This window comes from Pantoea sp. PNT03 (genome assembly GCF_014852515.1).
GTDB classification, from domain to species: domain Bacteria; phylum Pseudomonadota; class Gammaproteobacteria; order Enterobacterales; family Enterobacteriaceae; genus Pantoea; species Pantoea leporis.
This window is the reverse complement of sequence record NZ_JACVBT010000004.1, coordinates 112,356-128,929: the sequence shown is the minus strand read 5'-3', so window position 1 is coordinate 128,929 and position 16,574 is coordinate 112,356. Positions and strand designations below refer to the sequence as shown.

The 16,574-nt window shown below is 55.3% G+C and carries 17 protein-coding genes; 13 read left to right on the top strand and 4 right to left on the bottom strand.

The features are described from left to right. The first annotated feature begins 22 nt into the window (after nt 1–22). Complete coding sequence (locus IB226_RS15155; RefSeq protein ID WP_101762916.1) at nt 23–523, top strand: M48 family metallopeptidase; 501 nt, start codon at nt 23–25, stop codon at nt 521–523. On the opposite strand, the gene IB226_RS15150 is transcribed toward IB226_RS15155, so the two are convergent. Further along, nucleotides 520–2,208 carry a chloride channel protein gene (locus IB226_RS15150; protein WP_137386575.1) on the bottom strand — a complete coding sequence of 563 codons (1,689 nt, stop codon included), beginning with the start codon at nt 2,206–2,208 and terminating at the stop codon, nt 520–522. The two genes, IB226_RS15155 and IB226_RS15150, sit on opposite strands and share 4 nt — an antisense overlap. A gap of 139 nt (nt 2,209–2,347) precedes the next feature. Between IB226_RS15150 and IB226_RS15145 the strand changes: the two genes are divergently transcribed. The 3 genes from IB226_RS15145 to sstT all read left to right on the top strand — a co-directional run bounded on the left by IB226_RS15145 (nt 2,348) and on the right by sstT (nt 6,057). Beyond that, nucleotides 2,348–3,334, top strand: a complete 987-nt coding sequence (locus IB226_RS15145) for a Gfo/Idh/MocA family protein (RefSeq protein ID WP_192236532.1) — start codon at nt 2,348–2,350, stop codon at nt 3,332–3,334. Nucleotides 3,335–3,605: 271 nt separating this feature from the next. Continuing rightward, nucleotides 3,606–4,577, top strand: coding sequence for a TerC family protein (locus IB226_RS15140; RefSeq protein ID WP_008103489.1), 972 nt, complete (start codon nt 3,606–3,608; stop codon nt 4,575–4,577). 232 nt (nt 4,578–4,809) lie between these two features. Then, entirely contained in the window at nt 4,810–6,057 is a 1,248-nt protein-coding gene (gene sstT / locus IB226_RS15135; protein WP_101762914.1) for a serine/threonine transporter SstT, read from the top strand. Between the two features lie 44 nt (nt 6,058–6,101). Here sstT and IB226_RS15130 read toward each other — a convergent pair whose 3' ends face one another. Genes IB226_RS15130 through uxaC form a run of 3 tightly spaced genes read right to left on the bottom strand, consistent with a single transcriptional unit; the run spans nt 6,102 to nt 10,463 of the window. Then, the gene (locus IB226_RS15130) at nt 6,102–7,592 is read right to left on the bottom strand and encodes a UxaA family hydrolase (protein ID WP_110867394.1); all 1,491 of its coding nucleotides are present in this window, start codon (nt 7,590–7,592) and stop codon (nt 6,102–6,104) included. 4 nt (nt 7,593–7,596) lie between these two features. Beyond that, nucleotides 7,597–9,045: a tagaturonate reductase gene (locus IB226_RS15125; RefSeq protein ID WP_192236174.1), complete on the bottom strand. Its 1,449-nt coding sequence runs from the start codon at nt 9,043–9,045 to the stop codon at nt 7,597–7,599. Nucleotides 9,046–9,047: 2 nt separating this feature from the next. Beyond that, a complete protein-coding gene (gene uxaC / locus IB226_RS15120) occupies nt 9,048–10,463 on the bottom strand; it encodes a glucuronate isomerase (RefSeq protein ID WP_192236172.1) in 1,416 nt (471 codons plus the stop codon). Nucleotides 10,464–10,835: 372 nt separating this feature from the next. Here uxaC and IB226_RS15115 point away from each other — a divergent pair, with 372 nt between their 5' ends. The 9 genes from IB226_RS15115 (at nt 10,836) to IB226_RS15075 (ending at nt 16,563) form a co-directional block, all read left to right on the top strand. Beyond that, on the top strand, nt 10,836–12,137 hold the full coding sequence (locus tag IB226_RS15115) for an MFS transporter (RefSeq protein ID WP_101762910.1): 1,302 nt from the start codon (nt 10,836–10,838) through the stop codon (nt 12,135–12,137). A gap of 88 nt (nt 12,138–12,225) precedes the next feature. Continuing rightward, nucleotides 12,226–12,999, top strand: a complete 774-nt coding sequence (exuR, locus tag IB226_RS15110) for a transcriptional regulator ExuR (protein ID WP_008103503.1) — start codon at nt 12,226–12,228, stop codon at nt 12,997–12,999. A 334-nt stretch (nt 13,000–13,333) separates the two neighbouring features. Further along, the gene (locus IB226_RS15105) at nt 13,334–14,011 is read left to right on the top strand and encodes a DedA family protein (protein WP_110867399.1); all 678 of its coding nucleotides are present in this window, start codon (nt 13,334–13,336) and stop codon (nt 14,009–14,011) included. Next, entirely contained in the window at nt 14,008–14,376 is a 369-nt protein-coding gene (gene mzrA / locus IB226_RS15100; protein WP_101762907.1) for an EnvZ/OmpR regulon moderator MzrA, read from the top strand. Before IB226_RS15105 ends, mzrA begins: the two co-directional genes overlap by 4 nt. Nucleotides 14,377–14,550: 174 nt before the next feature. Continuing rightward, the gene (locus IB226_RS15095) at nt 14,551–14,922 is read left to right on the top strand and encodes a DUF1090 domain-containing protein (protein ID WP_146001298.1); all 372 of its coding nucleotides are present in this window, start codon (nt 14,551–14,553) and stop codon (nt 14,920–14,922) included. Between the two features lie 35 nt (nt 14,923–14,957). Then, nucleotides 14,958–15,263: a YqjD family protein gene (locus tag IB226_RS15090; RefSeq protein WP_192236170.1), complete on the top strand. Its 306-nt coding sequence runs from the start codon at nt 14,958–14,960 to the stop codon at nt 15,261–15,263. 2 nt (nt 15,264–15,265) lie between these two features. Further along, nucleotides 15,266–15,664 carry a phage holin family protein gene (locus tag IB226_RS15085; protein WP_192236531.1) on the top strand — a complete coding sequence of 133 codons (399 nt, stop codon included), beginning with the start codon at nt 15,266–15,268 and terminating at the stop codon, nt 15,662–15,664. Beyond that, complete coding sequence (locus tag IB226_RS15080) at nt 15,661–15,945, top strand: YqjK-like family protein (RefSeq protein WP_008103516.1); 285 nt, start codon at nt 15,661–15,663, stop codon at nt 15,943–15,945. Before IB226_RS15085 ends, IB226_RS15080 begins: the two co-directional genes overlap by 4 nt. Before the next feature lie 207 nt (nt 15,946–16,152). Further along, the gene (locus IB226_RS15075) at nt 16,153–16,563 is read left to right on the top strand and encodes a DoxX family protein (protein WP_008103518.1); all 411 of its coding nucleotides are present in this window, start codon (nt 16,153–16,155) and stop codon (nt 16,561–16,563) included. The last annotated feature ends 11 nt before the right edge of the window (nt 16,564–16,574 follow it).

Below are 16,574 nucleotides of genomic sequence, written 5' to 3'. Positions count from 1 at the left end.
CTGTCTTTCGCCGGGAATCCCAATGTCATTAATCTATCTGCAGGGCTACCCTGAAAACATCCTCGAGCAGGTTCAGACGCTGATCGAACATGAGCGCTTAGGTGCCTTTCTCCAGCAACGCTATCCCGATACGCACAATATCGTCAGCGACCGCGCGCTCTATGATTACACACAGGCGCTGAAAAACCGCTATATGCGCAGCGCGCCTCCAGTGAGCAAAGTGATTTGGGACAATAAGATCAAGGTGATGAAGCACGCGTTGGGACTGCACACGGCGATTTCGCGCGTGCAAGGCGGCAATCTAAAAGCCAAAGCGGAGATTCGCATCTCCACTTTCTTCCGCCTCGCACCGGAAGCGTTTTTGCGCATGATCGTGGTGCACGAGCTGGCGCACCTGAAAGAGAAAGAGCACGACAAAGCGTTTTACCAACTCTGCTGCCACATGGAACCGGATTATCATCAGCTCGAATTTGACGCACGCTTGTGGATGACCGATCAGGCGATGCGCGGCAACGCGGCTTAAAGAAACTCCTGCGCTTTTTGGATCAGGCTGGTTTTGGTCAGTGCGCCCATAAAACGGCGCTCCTGCGGATTATTTAGCACCGGCAGGCGTTCAAGCGTGACGCGGGCAAAGGCTTCCCAGCCTTCGCGCATGCTTTGATTCTGATAAATGCAGGGAAAGTTATTGTCCATCACGCTACTGACTGGCGAATGCAGCGTGATCTCCTGCGACAACACCTTGCGTGAGATATCGTGTATCGACACCACGCCGAGAAATTGCCCTTCACTATTAATCACATAGACATAACGTTCCCGCTTGAGCGAGCTCACCGCCAGCGCCTGCCCTACTGACTCTTCTGGCTGCAACGCCGCGCCGGGAATGATCAACTGATCGACACGCATGTTATCGAAATCATACTTGGCTTCGGAACGACTGAAATGGCTGCTCACCACCGGATAAGTGCTGGACGATTGCAGGCGATACACCACCATCGAGGCCAGCACTGACGCGATCATAATCGGGAATAGCAGGCTGCTATTCAGCGTCATCTCAAGCACCATCAGCATCGCCATTAACGGTGCCTGGCTGACCGCCGCCAGCACCGCCGCCATGCCGATGGCCGCATACAGCAAAGTATTGCCGACCGGTAAATGCAGCATCACACCCATCTGCGCCAGCGCCACGCCGAGCAGTGCGCCGATCAATAAGGAAGGGGTAAACAGCCCGCCCACCGCGTTGGAACCCACCGACAGCGTGGTCGCCAGCGTTTTTAGCACCAGCAATCCCAGTAATCCCATCAGTAGATATTGGCCATCAATGATTTTCACGATCACTTCGTAACCGTTACCGAGAATATCGGTGGAGATCAGCGCCAAAAAGCCCACTGCTAATCCACCGGCGCCGAGCCGCAGCGGCAGCGAACGCACGCGGCCAAACAGCGCCTTGCTGCGCGCAATCAGTTTGATCAGCAGCCAGCCGGCGATACCGGCGACAAAACCAATCAGCAACGTCATCAGCAAACTGCTGATATCCATCTGGAATAGCGCTTCGGATAACGGATATAGCGCGCTGCGAAAACCCAGCGACCACATGGTCATCACCGCCACCGCCGACGAGACAATTAGCGGAATCAAGCGTTGTAGCGCCGAGATGCCAAAAGCGATCTCCGCGACAAATATCGCCGACGCCAACGGGGCGTGATACACCGATGAAAGCCCGGCAGCAGCGGCCATCGCCACGATATCGCTGTTACGCAGATTCAGCGATTTCGGCAGCCAGCGCCCGATTAAACTGCCGCTCAGCGCCGATAGCTGCACCATCGGCCCCTCTTTACCTATCGACGCGCCGCTGCCGATGCTGGCCATCGATGACAGCGCACGGAACAGCGAGGTTTTGGTTGGTACCGCATCGAGCCGCGCGTTGATCACCTCCAGATAATCGGTCTGCACCGTTTCCTGTTTCTCAATCGCCACCGCATAGCGCAGGAAAAAACCGGCCAATACGCCGCCCGCGCCCACCAGCAGCGGCCAGAAGATCCACGGCCAGACATGCATCGCCACGGTGATTTCACTGTCACTGTTGAACAGCAGATGGTTGATCAATTCAATTACGCCGCGAAAGGCCAGCGTCACCAGCGAGGCCACACATCCAACGGGGATGGCGATCAGTAATGTGGTCCAGTTCAGAGCATGTTTACTTCCACTCACCCGCGCGTCCCCGCTAAGTCGGTTAAAAAGTTGTGCGGCATCATCATATTGGAATGCGGATCTCAGGATCAAATTTCGCCTGCCTGGCGCTCAGATGAACATGTTACTCTGCCGTTTTACTTTAGCAGGAGAGCAGCACGTGATTCGTTTCGCCATCGTGGGAACCAACTGGATTACCCGCCAGTTTATCGACGCCGCGCATGAAACCGGCAAGATGAAGCTGAGCGGCGTCTATTCGCGTAGTCAGCAGCAGGCCGACGCGTTTGTGGTGGATTATCCCTGTAAGCTGACCTTCACCTCTCTGGATGAGCTTGCCGCCAGCAGTGAGATCGATGCGGTGTATATCGCCAGTCCGAATGCGCTGCACAGTGAGCAGGCGATACTGTTTATGTCGCATGGCAAGCATGTGATTTGCGAGAAGCCGATGGCGTCTAACCTGCGTGAAGCCGAGGCGATGATTGCCTGCGCGCGCCAGCATCAGGTGGTGCTGTTCGAAGCCTTTAAAACCGCCAGCCTGCCCACCTTCCTGCAACTGCAAAAAACGCTGCCGCAATTGGGCAAACTGCGTAAAGCCTTGATCAACTACTGCCAGTATTCCTCGCGTTATCAGCGCTATCTGGATGGTGAGAACCCGAATACCTTTAATCCTCGCTGGTCGAATGGCTCGATGATGGATATCGGCTTTTACTGCCTCGCCGCCGCTGTCACCTTGTGGGGGGCGCCACAGCAGGTCAAGGCGCAAGCTTCCCTGCTGGAAAGTGGCGTTGATGCGCATGGCGTGGTGGTGCTGGGCTACGGCGATTTTGATGTCACGCTGCTGCACTCAAAGGTCAGCGATTCACTGATCCCGAGTGAAATTCAGGGCGAAGCGGGATCGCTGGTGATTGAAAAGATCTCCGAGTGCCAGCAACTGCGCTTTATCCCGCGCGGTGGCGAGAGCCAAAACCTGACGCAGCCGCAGCACATCAATACCATGCTGTATGAAGCCGAAACCTTCGCCAAATTGGTGGAAGCCGGTGAAGTTGAGCATGCGGGGTTAGAAAACTCACGTATTACGGCGCAACTGCTCACGGAAATCCGTCGCCAGACCGGCGTGGTATTCCCGGCGGATCAGGCTGAAGTGTAAATATTGCAAAACATTTCCAGAGCCCTCTTGAAAGCGATTATCGAACTCCGTATGTTTAGCGCTGCAAAGGGGAGTAACTTCTACGCTGATTGATCGTCATTACGATGCGCCACGCAATATGCGTTACGCATCCGGTCGTCAGGCAACCCGGAATCTATTCTGAGTTGTAAGTGAGACCTTGCCGGAAGGCGAGGTTTGCTTGCAGCACGATCAAAGCGGCTGACGTCTTCTGACTTCAGCCGCTTTTTTATTTCTGGAAAAGGATACGACTATGCACTCAGTTGGCACACCGTTACTTTGGGGCAGCTTCGCTGTCGTAGTGCTCATCATGCTGGCGATCGACCTGCTATTACAGGGCCGACGCGGCGCACAAACCATGTCATTCAAACAAGCAGCGGTCTGGTCGCTGATTTGGGTGTCAGTTTCACTGCTGTTCAGCGCCGCCTTCTGGTGGTATCTCGACGGCACCGCCGGGCGCGAAGTTGCCACCGCGCAAACCCTCGCCTTCCTCACTGGCTACGTTTTAGAGAAAGCGCTGGCGGTGGATAACGTCTTTGTCTGGCTGATGCTGTTTAGTTACTTCGCTGTACCAGCCAACCTGCAGCGCCGCGTGCTGATTTATGGCGTATTGGGCGCAATTGTGCTGCGTACCATCATGATCTTTGCTGGCAGCTATTTGGTTACTCAGTTCAGCTGGATCCTTTACGTGTTCGGCGCCTTCCTGCTGTTCACCGGCCTGAAAATGGCGTTGGCGAAAGAGGAAGATGACAGCACGGTGGGCGACAAACCGGTGGTGCGCTGGCTGCGCAAACATCTGCGCATGACCGATAGTCTGGACGGCGAAAAGTTCTTCACCCGCAAAAACGGTGTGCTGTTTGCTACGCCGCTGCTGCTGGTGCTGATCATGGTTGAACTGAGCGATGTGATTTTCGCCGTGGACAGCATTCCCGCGATCTTCGCGGTGACCACCGATCCGTTCATTGTGCTGACTTCCAACCTGTTCGCGATTCTTGGCCTGCGCGCCATGTACTTCCTGCTGGCTAACGTCGCGGAGCGTTTCTCGATGCTGAAATATGGCCTGGCAATTGTGCTGGTGTTTATCGGTATCAAAATGCTGATTGTCGAGTTCTATCACATTCCCGTCGGCATCTCGCTGACGGTGGTGGGTGTAATTCTTGGCGGTACGCTGCTGATCAACGCCTGGGTAAACCACAGAAACGACCAGAAGAAGATCTCACCATAATCTTCTGCAGGGGCGCTAATCGCCCCTGCTTTGTTTCGCCAGTGGCAACCTTCACCTTTTATATATCTGTCACACTTCCCATCATCAGCAGATCAAAAAACCGATCTGCTGCGCATGCACAGAATTATCTCTTTCCTCATAAGCTCTTTTCCTTATACTCCGCCGGGCAAACCGTTGTGCGTGGTGGAACCGCGCACAATACTCATGACCGCGAATATAAAAAGACTGTGATATGCAAAACAACTTTATTGGACGTCTGGGCGCACTGTTCGCAGGAAGCCTGGTAAAACAAATCATGATCGGCCTGGTGGCGGGCGTGGCGCTGGCGTGGTTCTCACGCGATGCCGCACTGGCCGTTGGCTTGCTGGGTGAGCTGTTCGTGCGTGCGCTAAAAGCCGTCGCGCCGCTTCTGGTTTTGGTGCTGGTGATCTCTTCGATTGCTAACCATCAGCAGGGACAGAAAACCAATATCCGCCCGATTATCATGCTGTATCTGCTCAGCACGTTCTTTGCTGCGGTTGTGGCGGTGATCTTCAGCCATCTGTTCCCTCAGACGCTGTCGATGAACGTCGGCGCCACGCAAATTACGCCGCCGTCGGGTATTACCGAAGTGCTGCACGGTTTGCTGATGAGCATGGTGTCGAACCCGATTGAAGCACTGATGAACGCCAACTACATCGGTATTTTGGTGTGGGCGCTGGGATTGGGGCTGGCGTTTCGTCATGCCAGCCCAAGCAGCAAAGCGTTTCTTAATGACGCGTCCAATGCCGCGACCTGGGTCGTGCGCTGTGTGATCCGCTGTGCGCCGCTGGGAATTTTTGGTCTGGTGGCCTCTATTCTCGCCTCAACCGGCTTTGACGCGCTGTGGGAATACGCCAATCTGCTGGCGCTGCTGCTCGGCTGCATGCTGATTATGGCGCTGGTAATCAACCCAATGCTGGTGTTCCAGAAGATTCGCCGCAACCCGTATCCGCTGGTGTTTACCTGCATGCGTGAAAGTGGCGTCACCGCGTTCTTCACCCGCAGTTCAGCGGCTAACATTCCGGTCAATATGGCGCTGGCGAAACGTCTCAATCTGGATGAAGACACGTATTCCGTGTCGATCCCGCTGGGTGCCACCATCAGCATGGCTGGCGCATCCATCACCATCACGGTGTTGACGCTGGCGGCAGTACATACGCTGGGTATTGCGGTGGATGTTCCAACCGCCATTCTGTTGAGTCTGGTGGCGTCACTGTGTGCTTGTGGCGCATCCGGTGTGGCCGGCGGTTCGCTGCTGCTGATCCCGGTAGCCTGCAACATGTTTGGTATTCCAAATGATTTGGCGATGCAGGTAGTAGCGGTGGGCTTTATTATTGGCGTGCTGCAGGATTCCGCCGAGACCGCGCTGAACTCCTCGACGGATATTCTGTTTACCGCGGCCGTATGCCAGGCCGAAGCCGAGCGCCAACCGCGTCGTACGGTGTCAGAGTCGGAGTAAAGTAAGGTTTTTGAATATGGGTCGCCATCCATGGCGACCTGGTTTTACAAGGTCACACCGCTTTTAAAGATGGCTAACTCGCGAAAATCGTTAGTTTCGTTGCGCGCGGGTTGGCCATTGGCAATCGCCACAATCATATCGACGAAGTCCGCCAGCATCTCCGCCATACTCATTCCTTCAAGCAAACGCCCGGCATTAAAATCGATCCAGTGCGGCTTCTTCTCGGCGAGCTGCGTATTGGTGGCGATTTTCACCGTCGGCACAAAACCGCCGTACGGCGTGCCGCGTCCGGTGGTGAACAGCACCATATGACAGCCAGCGCCCGCCAGCGCGCTGGTTGCAACCGCATCGTTGCCCGGCGCACTTAACAGATTCAGTCCCGGTGTATGCAGGCGCTCACCGTACTTCAGCACATCCACCACCTGACTTTGTCCGGCCTTCTGCGTACAGCCGAGCGACTTCTCCTCCAGCGTGGTGATGCCGCCCGCTTTGTTGCCGGGTGATGGATTCTCATAAATCGGCTGCTGGTGATCGATAAAGTAGCGCTTGAAGTCATTTATCATCGCCACGGTTTTTTCAAAGGTGGCTTCATCGCGGCAGCGACTCATCAAAATGCGCTCTGCGCCAAACATCTCCGGCACTTCGGTCAGCACCGTGGTGCCGCCGTTGGCAATCATCTGGTCAGAGAAACAGCCCAGCATAGGATTGGCGGTGATGCCGGAAAAACCATCCGAACCGCCGCACTCCAGGCCAAACTTCAGCTCGCTGAGTTTGCCCGGCTGGCGTTGATCCGCGCGCATGGCACCATAGAGTTCGTGCAGACGTTCCAGCCCCGCTTCCACTTCATCATCCTGCTTCTGGCACTCCATGAACTGCACGCGATCGCTATCGAAGCCACCAAGCGTTTCACGAAACACATCAACCTGATTGTTCTCGCAGCCAAGCCCAATCACCAGCACCGCGCCGGCATTGGGATGACGCACCATGTTCTGCAACATGGTGCGGGTGTTCTCGTGATCCTGCCCGAGCTGCGAACAGCCAAACGGATGGCTGAACAGATGCACGCCGTCAATGCCTTCGGCGTCATTGGTCTCTTTCATAAAGCGCGTCAGGATTTGCCGCGCGATGCCGTTGACGCAGCCCACGGTGGGCAGGATCCATAACTCATTACGGATGCCCACTTCTCCGCTGGCGCGACGATAGATCTGCACGTCGCGATCGCCAGCTTGCGGCGGCAGATCGAGAAAATCGGGTTGATAGTCATACTCATCTACGTCGCTTAGGTTGGTGCGCGCATTGCTGGAGTGAATGATTTCGCCGGCAGCGATCGGTTGAGTGGCGTGCGCGATCGGCAAACCGTATTTGATCACCAGCGCGTCAGTGGCTAAAGGCTGCAGCGCAAACTTATGGCCGCGCCCAACCTCCTGCTGCAAGATGATCGCCTGTTGATTGATTTCGACCTGGGTATTGGCTGGCAAATCGCGCAACGCCACAGCAACGTTGTCGCGTGAATGGATTCTAATGGCATCTTGCATAGCGTTATCTCAGTTGTGTCAACGCCGTCCGCATCCCGTGGACGATGATGTTTTGCAGGTGTTGGCTGACCGCAGCCACTAATCCGGGCTGCTGAGTGAGATCTTCGCCCCAGTGATTGGCGTCGCTGAGTACCGCACGCACCAACTGTTCTGGAGTCTGTTTATCGTTATTTACTGCTGACCACAGTTCAGCGAAACGCTGCAGCCACTGTTCGTCGTCCTGCAGCGGCCAGTGACGTTTGCCCTCTGCACCACGATAAAAGGCCAGCAGCGCGGCAAAGGCGAAGGTCAGCCGCACAGGCCATTGCCCGTTTTGCTGCTGCGACAACAACAATTGCGGCAGCAAACGGGTGCGGAATTTGGTCATGCCGTTAAGGGCGATGGAGAGCAACGCATGGCGGATAAAGGGATTGCGGAAGCGACGCTGCACCGCGTCGGCAAAGGCGTGCAGCTCGTCGCGCGGCAGATCCAGCGTGGGGATGACCTCATCGCGCAGCAGCGCATCGACAAAGCCAGCCATCTGCGCATCATCCATCGCCTCTCCCACGCTCTCCAGCCCGGCCTGAAATGCCACCGGCACCAGCGCGGTGTGCGCGCCGTTAAGGATCGCCACCTTTTGCGCTTTGTACGGTGTGATGTCGTCAACCAGCTTCACTTCTGGTGCCAGCGCGTGCAGCTGCAGCTCCTGCGCCAGTGCATTTGGTCCCTGAATCACAAACTGGTAATAGACTTCGCCCGCCACCAGATAGCGATCTTCGTAGCCTAATGACGCTTCGATCGCCGCGCTATCCGCGGGATAACCGGTGACAATGCGATCCACCAGCGTGTTGTAGAACGCGCAGTGATCCTGCACCCAGCGGGCAAACGCCGGCGGCAGCTGCCAATGCTGACTGTAGCGCAGCACCAGCTCACGCAGCGTGTCGCCGTTGTAATCGATCAATTCACAGGGCACCACCAGCCAACCTTTATCGCTGGCACCGGCAAAATGGTTGAAGCGCGCCCACAGCAGCTGCGTCAGCTTGCCGGGGAAGGATGAGGCGGGCGTGTCGTCCAGCCGATCCTGCTCCGCAAAGGCAATGCCGGCTTCTGTGGTATTGGAGAAGACAAAGCGCATCTGCGGTGCGCGTGCCAGCACGAGAAACGCATCAAACTGCTGATACGGCTGGATTTCACGATTCACGCTGCGGATCAGGCGGGCTTCACTCACCTGTTCGCCCGCCGCATTGAGTCCGCGAATCAGCGTGGTGTATAAGCCATCTTGCTGATTCAGCGTCTCTTCCACCACGCGGTTGCGCGGCCGCACCACCACCACGCCCGCATCGGTATTGTGATGCTGATTAAGCCAGTCGAGCTGCCAGTCGATAAAGGCGCGGAGGAAGTTGCCTTCACCAAACTGGATAACGCGCTCGCTGTAGTGTGCGCCAGGAAAATCGTGACGGTTGAGTCGCTGCATTATCAGGCTCCCAGCTCAATGCCGAAGTAATCGCGCGCATTGTTGAAACTGATGTTCTGTACCATCTGCCCTAACAACGCCTCGTCTTCAGGCGCTTCGCCCCGCGCCACCCAATTGCCGATCATCTGGCACAGCAGACGACGGAAATATTCATGACGTGTGTAAGAGAGGAAGCTGCGGCTGTCGGTTAGCATGCCGACAAAGCGGCTCAGCAGGCCGATTTGCGCCAGCTGCGTCATCTGCCGCTGCATGCCATCCAGCTGATCGTTAAACCACCACGCCGAACCAAACTGCATCTTGCCGGGTTCGCCTTCACCCTGGAAATTGCCTGCCATGGTCGCCAGCACTTCGTTGTCGCGCGGGTTGAGGCAGTAAAGAATGGTTTTGGGCAGCGCGTTATTGCGGTTCTGCGCATCCAGCAGACGCGCCAGAGGAATCGCCAACGGCGCATCGTTAATCGAATCGAAGCCCACATCCGGCCCGAGGATATCGAACTGGCGGCGATTGGCGTTGCGCAGCGCGCCAATGTGATACTGCTGCGCCCAGCCGCGACGCGCATATTCGCTGCCGAGCCACACCAGCACGGCGGTTTTAAACTGGGCCGTCTCTTCAGCGGAAGGCGCTGCACCTTGCAGTCGGCGCGCCAGAATGCCATCCAGCGTGGCGTCATCCGCTTCCGCAAACACCACCACATCCAGCGCGTGATCGGAAATTTTGCAGCCATGCGCGGCGAAGTGATCGAGTCGCTGGCTTAAGGCGCGGCGCAGATCGTCAAAGCGCTGCACGTTAACATCCGCGACCTGCGCTAAGCGCTGAATCCACGGTAGGAAACTCTCCAGCTCAATGTTAAAGGCTTTGTCTGGACGCCAGCTCGGCAGCACTTTGACGTCAAAGCTGCTGTCCTGCGCCAGCTTGCGGTGATGCTGTAAGTCGTCGAGCGGATCGTCGGTGGTGCCGACCATTTTCACCTTCATCTGCTGCATGATGCCGCGCGCGCTGAAGGCGTCCTGCGCCAGCAGTTCATTGCACTGCTGCCAGATGCGATCTGCGCTCTGCTCATTCAGCAGCACATCGGTAATGCCAAAAGGGCGGCGCAATTCGAGGTGCGTCCAGTGATAGAGCGGATTGCCGATGGTATGCGGCACGGTACGCGCCCAGGCGTTAAATTTCTCACGATCGCTGGCATCGCCGGTGCATAACGCTTCCGGCACGCCGTTACCGCGCATCGCACGCCATTTGTAGTGATCGCCTTTCAGCCAGATGTCATAGAGGTTGGTGAAGCGGTAATTATCGGCAATCTGCTGCGGCGGTAAGTGACAGTGATAGTCGAAAATCGGCTGGTCTTTAGCGTAGTCGTGGTACAGACGACGGGCGAACTCGGTGTCGAGTAGAAAATCCTCACTCATAAAACGCGACATACCTGCTTCCTCATTTTGTAGCCAGATGGCTTTTAACTAAAAGTTATCATACCAATTTAAACGGGCGGCAAAATTATTTGCGATCCGACTCACAATAATGACAGTTTCACTGTGGGTATATGGACGATTATGTTGCGGATAATGCGTTAAATGGCTGTTTTAACGATCTTTAGCCCTAACACACACTGGCCGCAAGGTTTATGTGATGGCATTCAACTTTTAAAGCGGTATAACAAGTTAACCTCTCGCTCCGTTGCTAACGGGATTAATGGCACAGGCAAGGAACTGCGGGAGTGAACAGCACTGTTCACGTCTTCCCGCTCCAGATAACTACAGCGGTAAACCGCAACGACAGACTGGACGAGGTTAATAATGCGTAAGATCAAAGGGCTACGCTGGTACATGATTGGGCTGGTGACGCTGGGCACCGTGCTCGGTTACCTGACGCGCAATACCATTGCCGTCGCTGCGCCCACGCTGGAAACGCAGTTGGGTATCACCACGCAACAATATTCTTATATCGTCGCCGCCTATTCGGCGTGCTACACCATCATGCAGCCGGTAGCCGGTTATGTGCTGGACATGCTCGGCACCAAAATTGGTTATGCGGTGTTTGCCGTGCTGTGGGCAATCTTCTGTGCGGCAACCGCGATGGCGGGCAGTTGGGGCGGCTTTGCACTAGCACGCGGCGCGGTGGGTGCCGCCGAAGCAGCAATGATTCCCGCAGGCCTGAAAGCCAGTAGCGAATGGTTCCCTGCCAAAGAGCGTTCGGTGGCGGTGGGCTATTTCAACGTGGGCTCGTCAATTGGCGCAATGCTGGCTCCGCCGCTGGTGGTGTGGGCGATCATGGCGCACAGCTGGCAAATGGCGTTCATTATTACTGGCGTGCTGAGCATGGTGTGGGCCCTCTGCTGGCTAGTGTTTTATAAGCATCCTAAACAACAAACCAAGCTGAGCGATGAGGAGCGTCACTACATCATTGCCGGCCAGGAGTTGCAGCATCAAACCGGTAATAATAAGAAGATGTCGGCACGCCAGATCCTGCGCAATCGCCAGTTCTGGGGCATTGCGCTGCCGCGTTTCCTCGCCGAACCCGCGTGGGGAACGTTTAACGCGTGGATCCCGTTGTTTATGTTTAAGGTGTACGGCTTCAATTTGAAAGAGATCGCCATGTTTGCCTGGATGCCGATGTTGTTCGCCGATCTCGGCTGCATCGTCGGTGGCTATTTGCCGCCGCTGTTTCAGCGCTGGTTTGGCGTCAATCTCATCGTCTCACGCAAACTGGTGGTGACCATGGGCGCGGTGTTAATGATTGCGCCAGGCACCATCGGGTTGTTTACCAGCCCGTATGTGGCGATTGGGTTGTTGTGCGTCGGGGGTTTTGCCCATCAGGCGCTTTCAGGCGCGCTGATCACCCTCTCTTCGGATGTATTTGGCCGTAACGAAGTGGCTACCGCCAATGGCTTAACCGGCATGGCGGCCTGGACAGCGAGCACCCTGTTTGCGTTGGTGGTCGGTGCGCTGGCCGATACGCTGGGCTTCAGCCCGCTGTTCGCGGCGCTGGCGGTGTTTGATCTGCTAGGCGCGGTGGTTATCTGGACAGTGCTGAAAAACCAGCCGGTTTCTGAACTCGACGATCAGCCTGCGGTGCAGTCCGCTGCAGTACGCACCTAACCTTCTCGGGCTGGCATCGGCCAGCCCATTTCCTCTGTTCGGCTGAAGTGGTATAACAACTCAACTTTCTCCCACAGCGGACCGCGCAATGGACCTGACCGAATCACGACGCCTTTATCAACAGCTCGCCAGCGAACTCAAACGCCGCATTGAAGCTGCCGACTACCGGGTCGGCGACAAACTGCCTGCCGAGCGTCTGATTGCGGAAGAGATGCAGGTGAGCCGTACCGTGGTGCGTGAAGCGATCATCATGCTGGAAGTGGAAGGTTACGTGGAGGTGCGGAAAGGTTCCGGCATTCACGTCATCAGCAGCCAGCAGCAGAACCGCGTGGTAACGTCCAGCCAGCTGGAGTTCGCTAATTTCGGCCCCTTCGAGTTATTGCAGGCGCGCCAGTTGATTGAAAGCAACGTGGCTGAGTTTGCCGCCACGCAGGTGACACGCCAGGATATCGTGGCATTGATGGCAATTCAGGAGAAAGCGCGTCAGGAAGATCATTCGCGCGATTCGGCGTGGGATATGGAGTTTCACGTGCGCATTGCGCAATCGACGCAGAACAGCGCCTTAGCAGCGATTGTCGAGAAGATGTGGCTGCACCGTCTGCACAATCCTTACTGGTTAAAGCTGCACGAACATATTGATGCCAAAAATATCACCAGCTGGTGTGACGATCACGACCAGATTCTCAAAGCCCTGATCCGCAAAGATCCCGCCGCCAGTAAGCTGGCAATGTGGCAACATCTGGAAAATACTAAGCAGATGCTGTTTAACGCCACCACCGATGATTTCGAATTTAACGTTGATCGTTACATGTTTGCTGAAAATCCGGTCATCCTGCCTGAAGGTAGCGAAAACCCACGCTGATCCTGCTTATTTTTCAGGCGTTTTGTTGCTGAAAAAGTCAGTTAGTCTGCAATAGTGTCAGCTCATGTAAAGCTCCTTTTGACCACCTGCGTCTAAAGGTAAAACTCCTGTGCGGCAGGCACTTTCCCCTGTCTGGATAACGTTATTTTTGTTACAGTTATCGCCCTTTTATTACCCTTTGCGACAGGGCTTTAAAAAGTCGCTGATTTAACAATCAATTCTGGAAGGATCCGGAAACTCCTGCTCAGGCTGCTTATCTAAAATGTATAACCAACGCCAGTCTGCGCCTAAGCCCCTCACGGGCACGTTTAACAATGATGTTCAGGAATGATTGATGGATATTTTGCAAGCATTGCTGCATGCCTTATGGCAGCAGGATTACGAAATGCTCTCCGACCCGACGTTGGTTTGGGCCATTTATGGCGTGTTGTTCATGATTCTGTTTCTGGAAAATGGACTGCTGCCCGCCGCCTTTCTGCCGGGCGATAGTTTACTGATTTTGGTCGGCGTTTTGATTGCCAAAGGCACCATGGGTTTCCCGTTGACGCTGCTGATTCTGACCACAGGCGCCAGCCTCGGCTGCTGGGTGAGCTACATTCAGGGCCGCTGGCTCGGTAATACGCCTACCGTACAAAAATGGCTTTCACACTTGCCCGCGCAATATCATCAACGCGCCCATCGGCTGTTCCATCGGCATGGCTTGTCTGCACTGCTGGTGGGTCGCTTTATTGCCTTCGTTCGCACCTTGCTCCCTACCATCGCCGGGCTTTCTGGCCTGAGTAATGCGCGCTTCCAGTTCTTCAACTGGGTAAGTGGCTTCCTGTGGGTGCTGATCCTTACCGTGCTGGGCTTCGCGCTGGGTAAAACACCGATTTTCCGTCGTTACGAAGATGAGCTGATGTTGTGCCTGATGCTGCTGCCGCTGGTGCTGCTGGTGATTGGCCTGGTCGGTTCTTTAGTAGTGATTTGGCGTAAACGTCAGTCAGCGCGTAGCGGGAATTCACAGTCATGATCACATTCCGTGGATTCCCAAGGCGTTTCCTGCCTTGGGCGCTGGGTGGCGCGTTGGCGCTGCTGGCGATCTGTTTCGTTCCGACCTTGATGCAGCATGAAACCGTGGTGCAGATCCGCGTCGCCAACAGCGGCACCAATCTGCCCGATGGTTTTTATCTTTATCAGCAACTTTCTGCGCAGGGCGTGCGTATCAAAAGTATTACGCCCTCCGGCGATGCGCTGGTAATTCATTTTGAGAATGAAGAACAGAGCCTGGCGGCGCAAAAAGTGTTGAAGCGCCTGTTGCCACAAGGCTTTGTCGTCGCCGCTGGCCCGCAGGCTTCGCAGCAATATCCTGACGCCAGTCGCCCAATTTTTAGCTAAATTTCACCGCCTGACGTTAAGCCAGGCGGTGAGCTAATCCTCGCTATCCCCGCGTCTTCTTTGAATTTTTTCGTCTGCTGTCTATCCTTAGAGATAGCGTAAGCCTAAGACATGCTGGGAAGCTTCTCCTGTCTGCTCTCGGGCAGGTCATCAACAATGGAAGGTCACAACCTGATGAAACATCAATTACTGCTAGGTGCTATTCTTTTTTCACTCTCGGGTTCGCTGCTGGCGGCTGAATCGCTCTGCCAACAAAAAGAGCAGGATATTCAACGCGAGATCGATATGGCGAAACAGCACGACAACCAGCGCCGCGTTACCGGGCTGGAGCGCGCGTTGACCGAAGTCCGCGCAGGCTGCACCGATGAGAAGCTGAAATCTGCACATAGCGAACGCATCGCTGAGCAGAAGCACAAAATCGCCGAACGTGAGCGTGAGCTGAAAGAAGAGCGTCAGGATGGCGACAAGGACAAAATTGAGAAGCGCGAACGTAAGCTGCTCGATGCGCAGCACGAACTGAAAAAGCTTGAAGCTGAACCCTATTAATCGGACTTAACTCAATGCTGTAAAAGGAGATTTCCATGGCTAAAGAAGCAACATCTGAACATCTGCGCGCTGAATTGAAAAATCTGGCTGATACCCTGGAAGAAGTGCTGAGCAGCTCAGCAGATAAATCCAAAGGTGAGCTGGATAAACTGCGTCATAAAGCGCGCGGCGCTATTGAAAGCTCCCGTGAACGTCTCGGCGATTCCGGCGAACGTATTGCACAAACCACGCGTGAAGCAGCGGAAAAAGCGGACGAATACGTGCGCGACAATCCGTGGCACGGCGTGGGTATCGGTGCAGCGGTAGGTATTCTCATCGGCATTTTAATCTCACGGCGTTAATGATGAGTGATAGTCAGCAAAGCCACGGCCCCGGCAAAGGGGTCTTTAACATCGGTCAACGGGTAGTTACCACGCTGGTTAGCATGGTCGAGACGCGCGTCAGACTGGCAATTGTGGAACTGGAAGAGGAAAAGGCCAACCTGATTCAGATGCTGATGATGGTGGGCCTTACTATGCTGTTTACCGCTTTCGGTCTCATGAGCCTGATGGTGTTGATCATCTGGGCGGTGGACGCACAATATCGCCTGATGGCGATTGCCATCACTACGGCGGTGCTATTTGCTCTGGCGCTCATCTTCGGTTTGTGGACGTTATACAAATCACGTCAGTCAACGTTGTTGCGCCATACGCGTAAAGAGCTGGATACCGATCGCAAACTGCTGGAGGAGCATCGCTCATGAGCCGCCGCGAACGTGAAGCACGCATTCACGAACTGCTCAATCAGGTGCAGCAGCAGCGGCTTGACCTCAGCGCCGACAGCCGCGACTGGCTGACCAGCACCGCGCAGTACGATCGCGGCTGGTTAACCATCATTGGCATGCGTCGTTATCTGGCGATTGGCAGCAGTGCATTGGCCATTTGGTCGATTCGCAGCCCCAATCGTCTGCTGCGCTGGGCCAAGCGCGGTTTCGGCGTCTGGAGTACCTGGCGCATGATCAAATCGACTTTAAATACCCGCTAGCTTCTCTCTCTAAAACCGGATCGAATTGATTCGGTTTTACTCTCCTCAAATTTACTGAACAACATTGACAGTTTATCTCGCTTACAACTCTTTCAACCTGCGATTATCATCTCCCTCCATCAGCCCAGTGAACTGAAACAACCGGTTCAAGGGGATTCAAAACCCGCAGGCCAACAACCTGCAACAAAAACCTTGTTGGAGTAGATGATGAAAAAATTCGAAGACTCAGGCCTGCTGGTAGCACGCGTATTAATGACCATTCTGTTTATCACCGCAGGCTGGGGCAAAATCACCGGTTACGCCGGTACCGCACAATACATGCAGGCAATGGGCGTCCCAGGCTTCCTGCTGCCGCTGGTTATTCTGCTGGAGTTCGGTGGCGGCCTGGCGATTCTGTTCGGTTTCCTGACGCGCTTTACCGCCCTGTTCACCGCTGGCTTTACTCTGCTGACCGCGTTCCTGTTCCACAGCAACTTCGCGGAAGGTGTTAACCAGCTGATGTTCATGAAAAACCTCTCCATCGCCGGTGGCTTCCTGGTGTTGGGTCTGGTAGGTCCAGGCGCTTACAGCATTGACCGACTGATTCGTCAGCGCGTTCAGCCAGCGACCGCACGCTAAGCAGCACAAGC

Excerpts from the sequence above, each read along its gene's own strand:
- IB226_RS15155 (WP_101762916.1), top strand. The coding sequence starts at position 23 with ATGTCATTAATCTATCTGCAGGGCTACCCTGAAAACATCCTCGAGCAG.
- IB226_RS15140 (WP_008103489.1), top strand. The coding sequence starts at position 3,606 with ATGCACTCAGTTGGCACACCGTTACTTTGGGGCAGCTTCGCTGTCGTA.
- sstT (WP_101762914.1), top strand. The coding sequence starts at position 4,810 with ATGCAAAACAACTTTATTGGACGTCTGGGCGCACTGTTCGCAGGAAGC.
- IB226_RS15130 (WP_110867394.1), bottom strand. The coding sequence starts at position 7,592 with ATGCAAGATGCCATTAGAATCCATTCACGCGACAACGTTGCTGTGGCG.
- IB226_RS15125 (WP_192236174.1), bottom strand. The coding sequence starts at position 9,045 with ATGCAGCGACTCAACCGTCACGATTTTCCTGGCGCACACTACAGCGAG.
- uxaC (WP_192236172.1), bottom strand. The coding sequence starts at position 10,463 with ATGTCGCGTTTTATGAGTGAGGATTTTCTACTCGACACCGAGTTCGCC.
- IB226_RS15115 (WP_101762910.1), top strand. The coding sequence starts at position 10,836 with ATGCGTAAGATCAAAGGGCTACGCTGGTACATGATTGGGCTGGTGACG.
- exuR (WP_008103503.1), top strand. The coding sequence starts at position 12,226 with ATGGACCTGACCGAATCACGACGCCTTTATCAACAGCTCGCCAGCGAA.
- IB226_RS15105 (WP_110867399.1), top strand. The coding sequence starts at position 13,334 with ATGGATATTTTGCAAGCATTGCTGCATGCCTTATGGCAGCAGGATTAC.
- mzrA (WP_101762907.1), top strand. The coding sequence starts at position 14,008 with ATGATCACATTCCGTGGATTCCCAAGGCGTTTCCTGCCTTGGGCGCTG.
- IB226_RS15095 (WP_146001298.1), top strand. The coding sequence starts at position 14,551 with ATGAAACATCAATTACTGCTAGGTGCTATTCTTTTTTCACTCTCGGGT.
- IB226_RS15090 (WP_192236170.1), top strand. The coding sequence starts at position 14,958 with ATGGCTAAAGAAGCAACATCTGAACATCTGCGCGCTGAATTGAAAAAT.
- IB226_RS15085 (WP_192236531.1), top strand. The coding sequence starts at position 15,266 with ATGAGTGATAGTCAGCAAAGCCACGGCCCCGGCAAAGGGGTCTTTAAC.
- IB226_RS15080 (WP_008103516.1), top strand. The coding sequence starts at position 15,661 with ATGAGCCGCCGCGAACGTGAAGCACGCATTCACGAACTGCTCAATCAG.
- IB226_RS15075 (WP_008103518.1), top strand. The coding sequence starts at position 16,153 with ATGAAAAAATTCGAAGACTCAGGCCTGCTGGTAGCACGCGTATTAATG.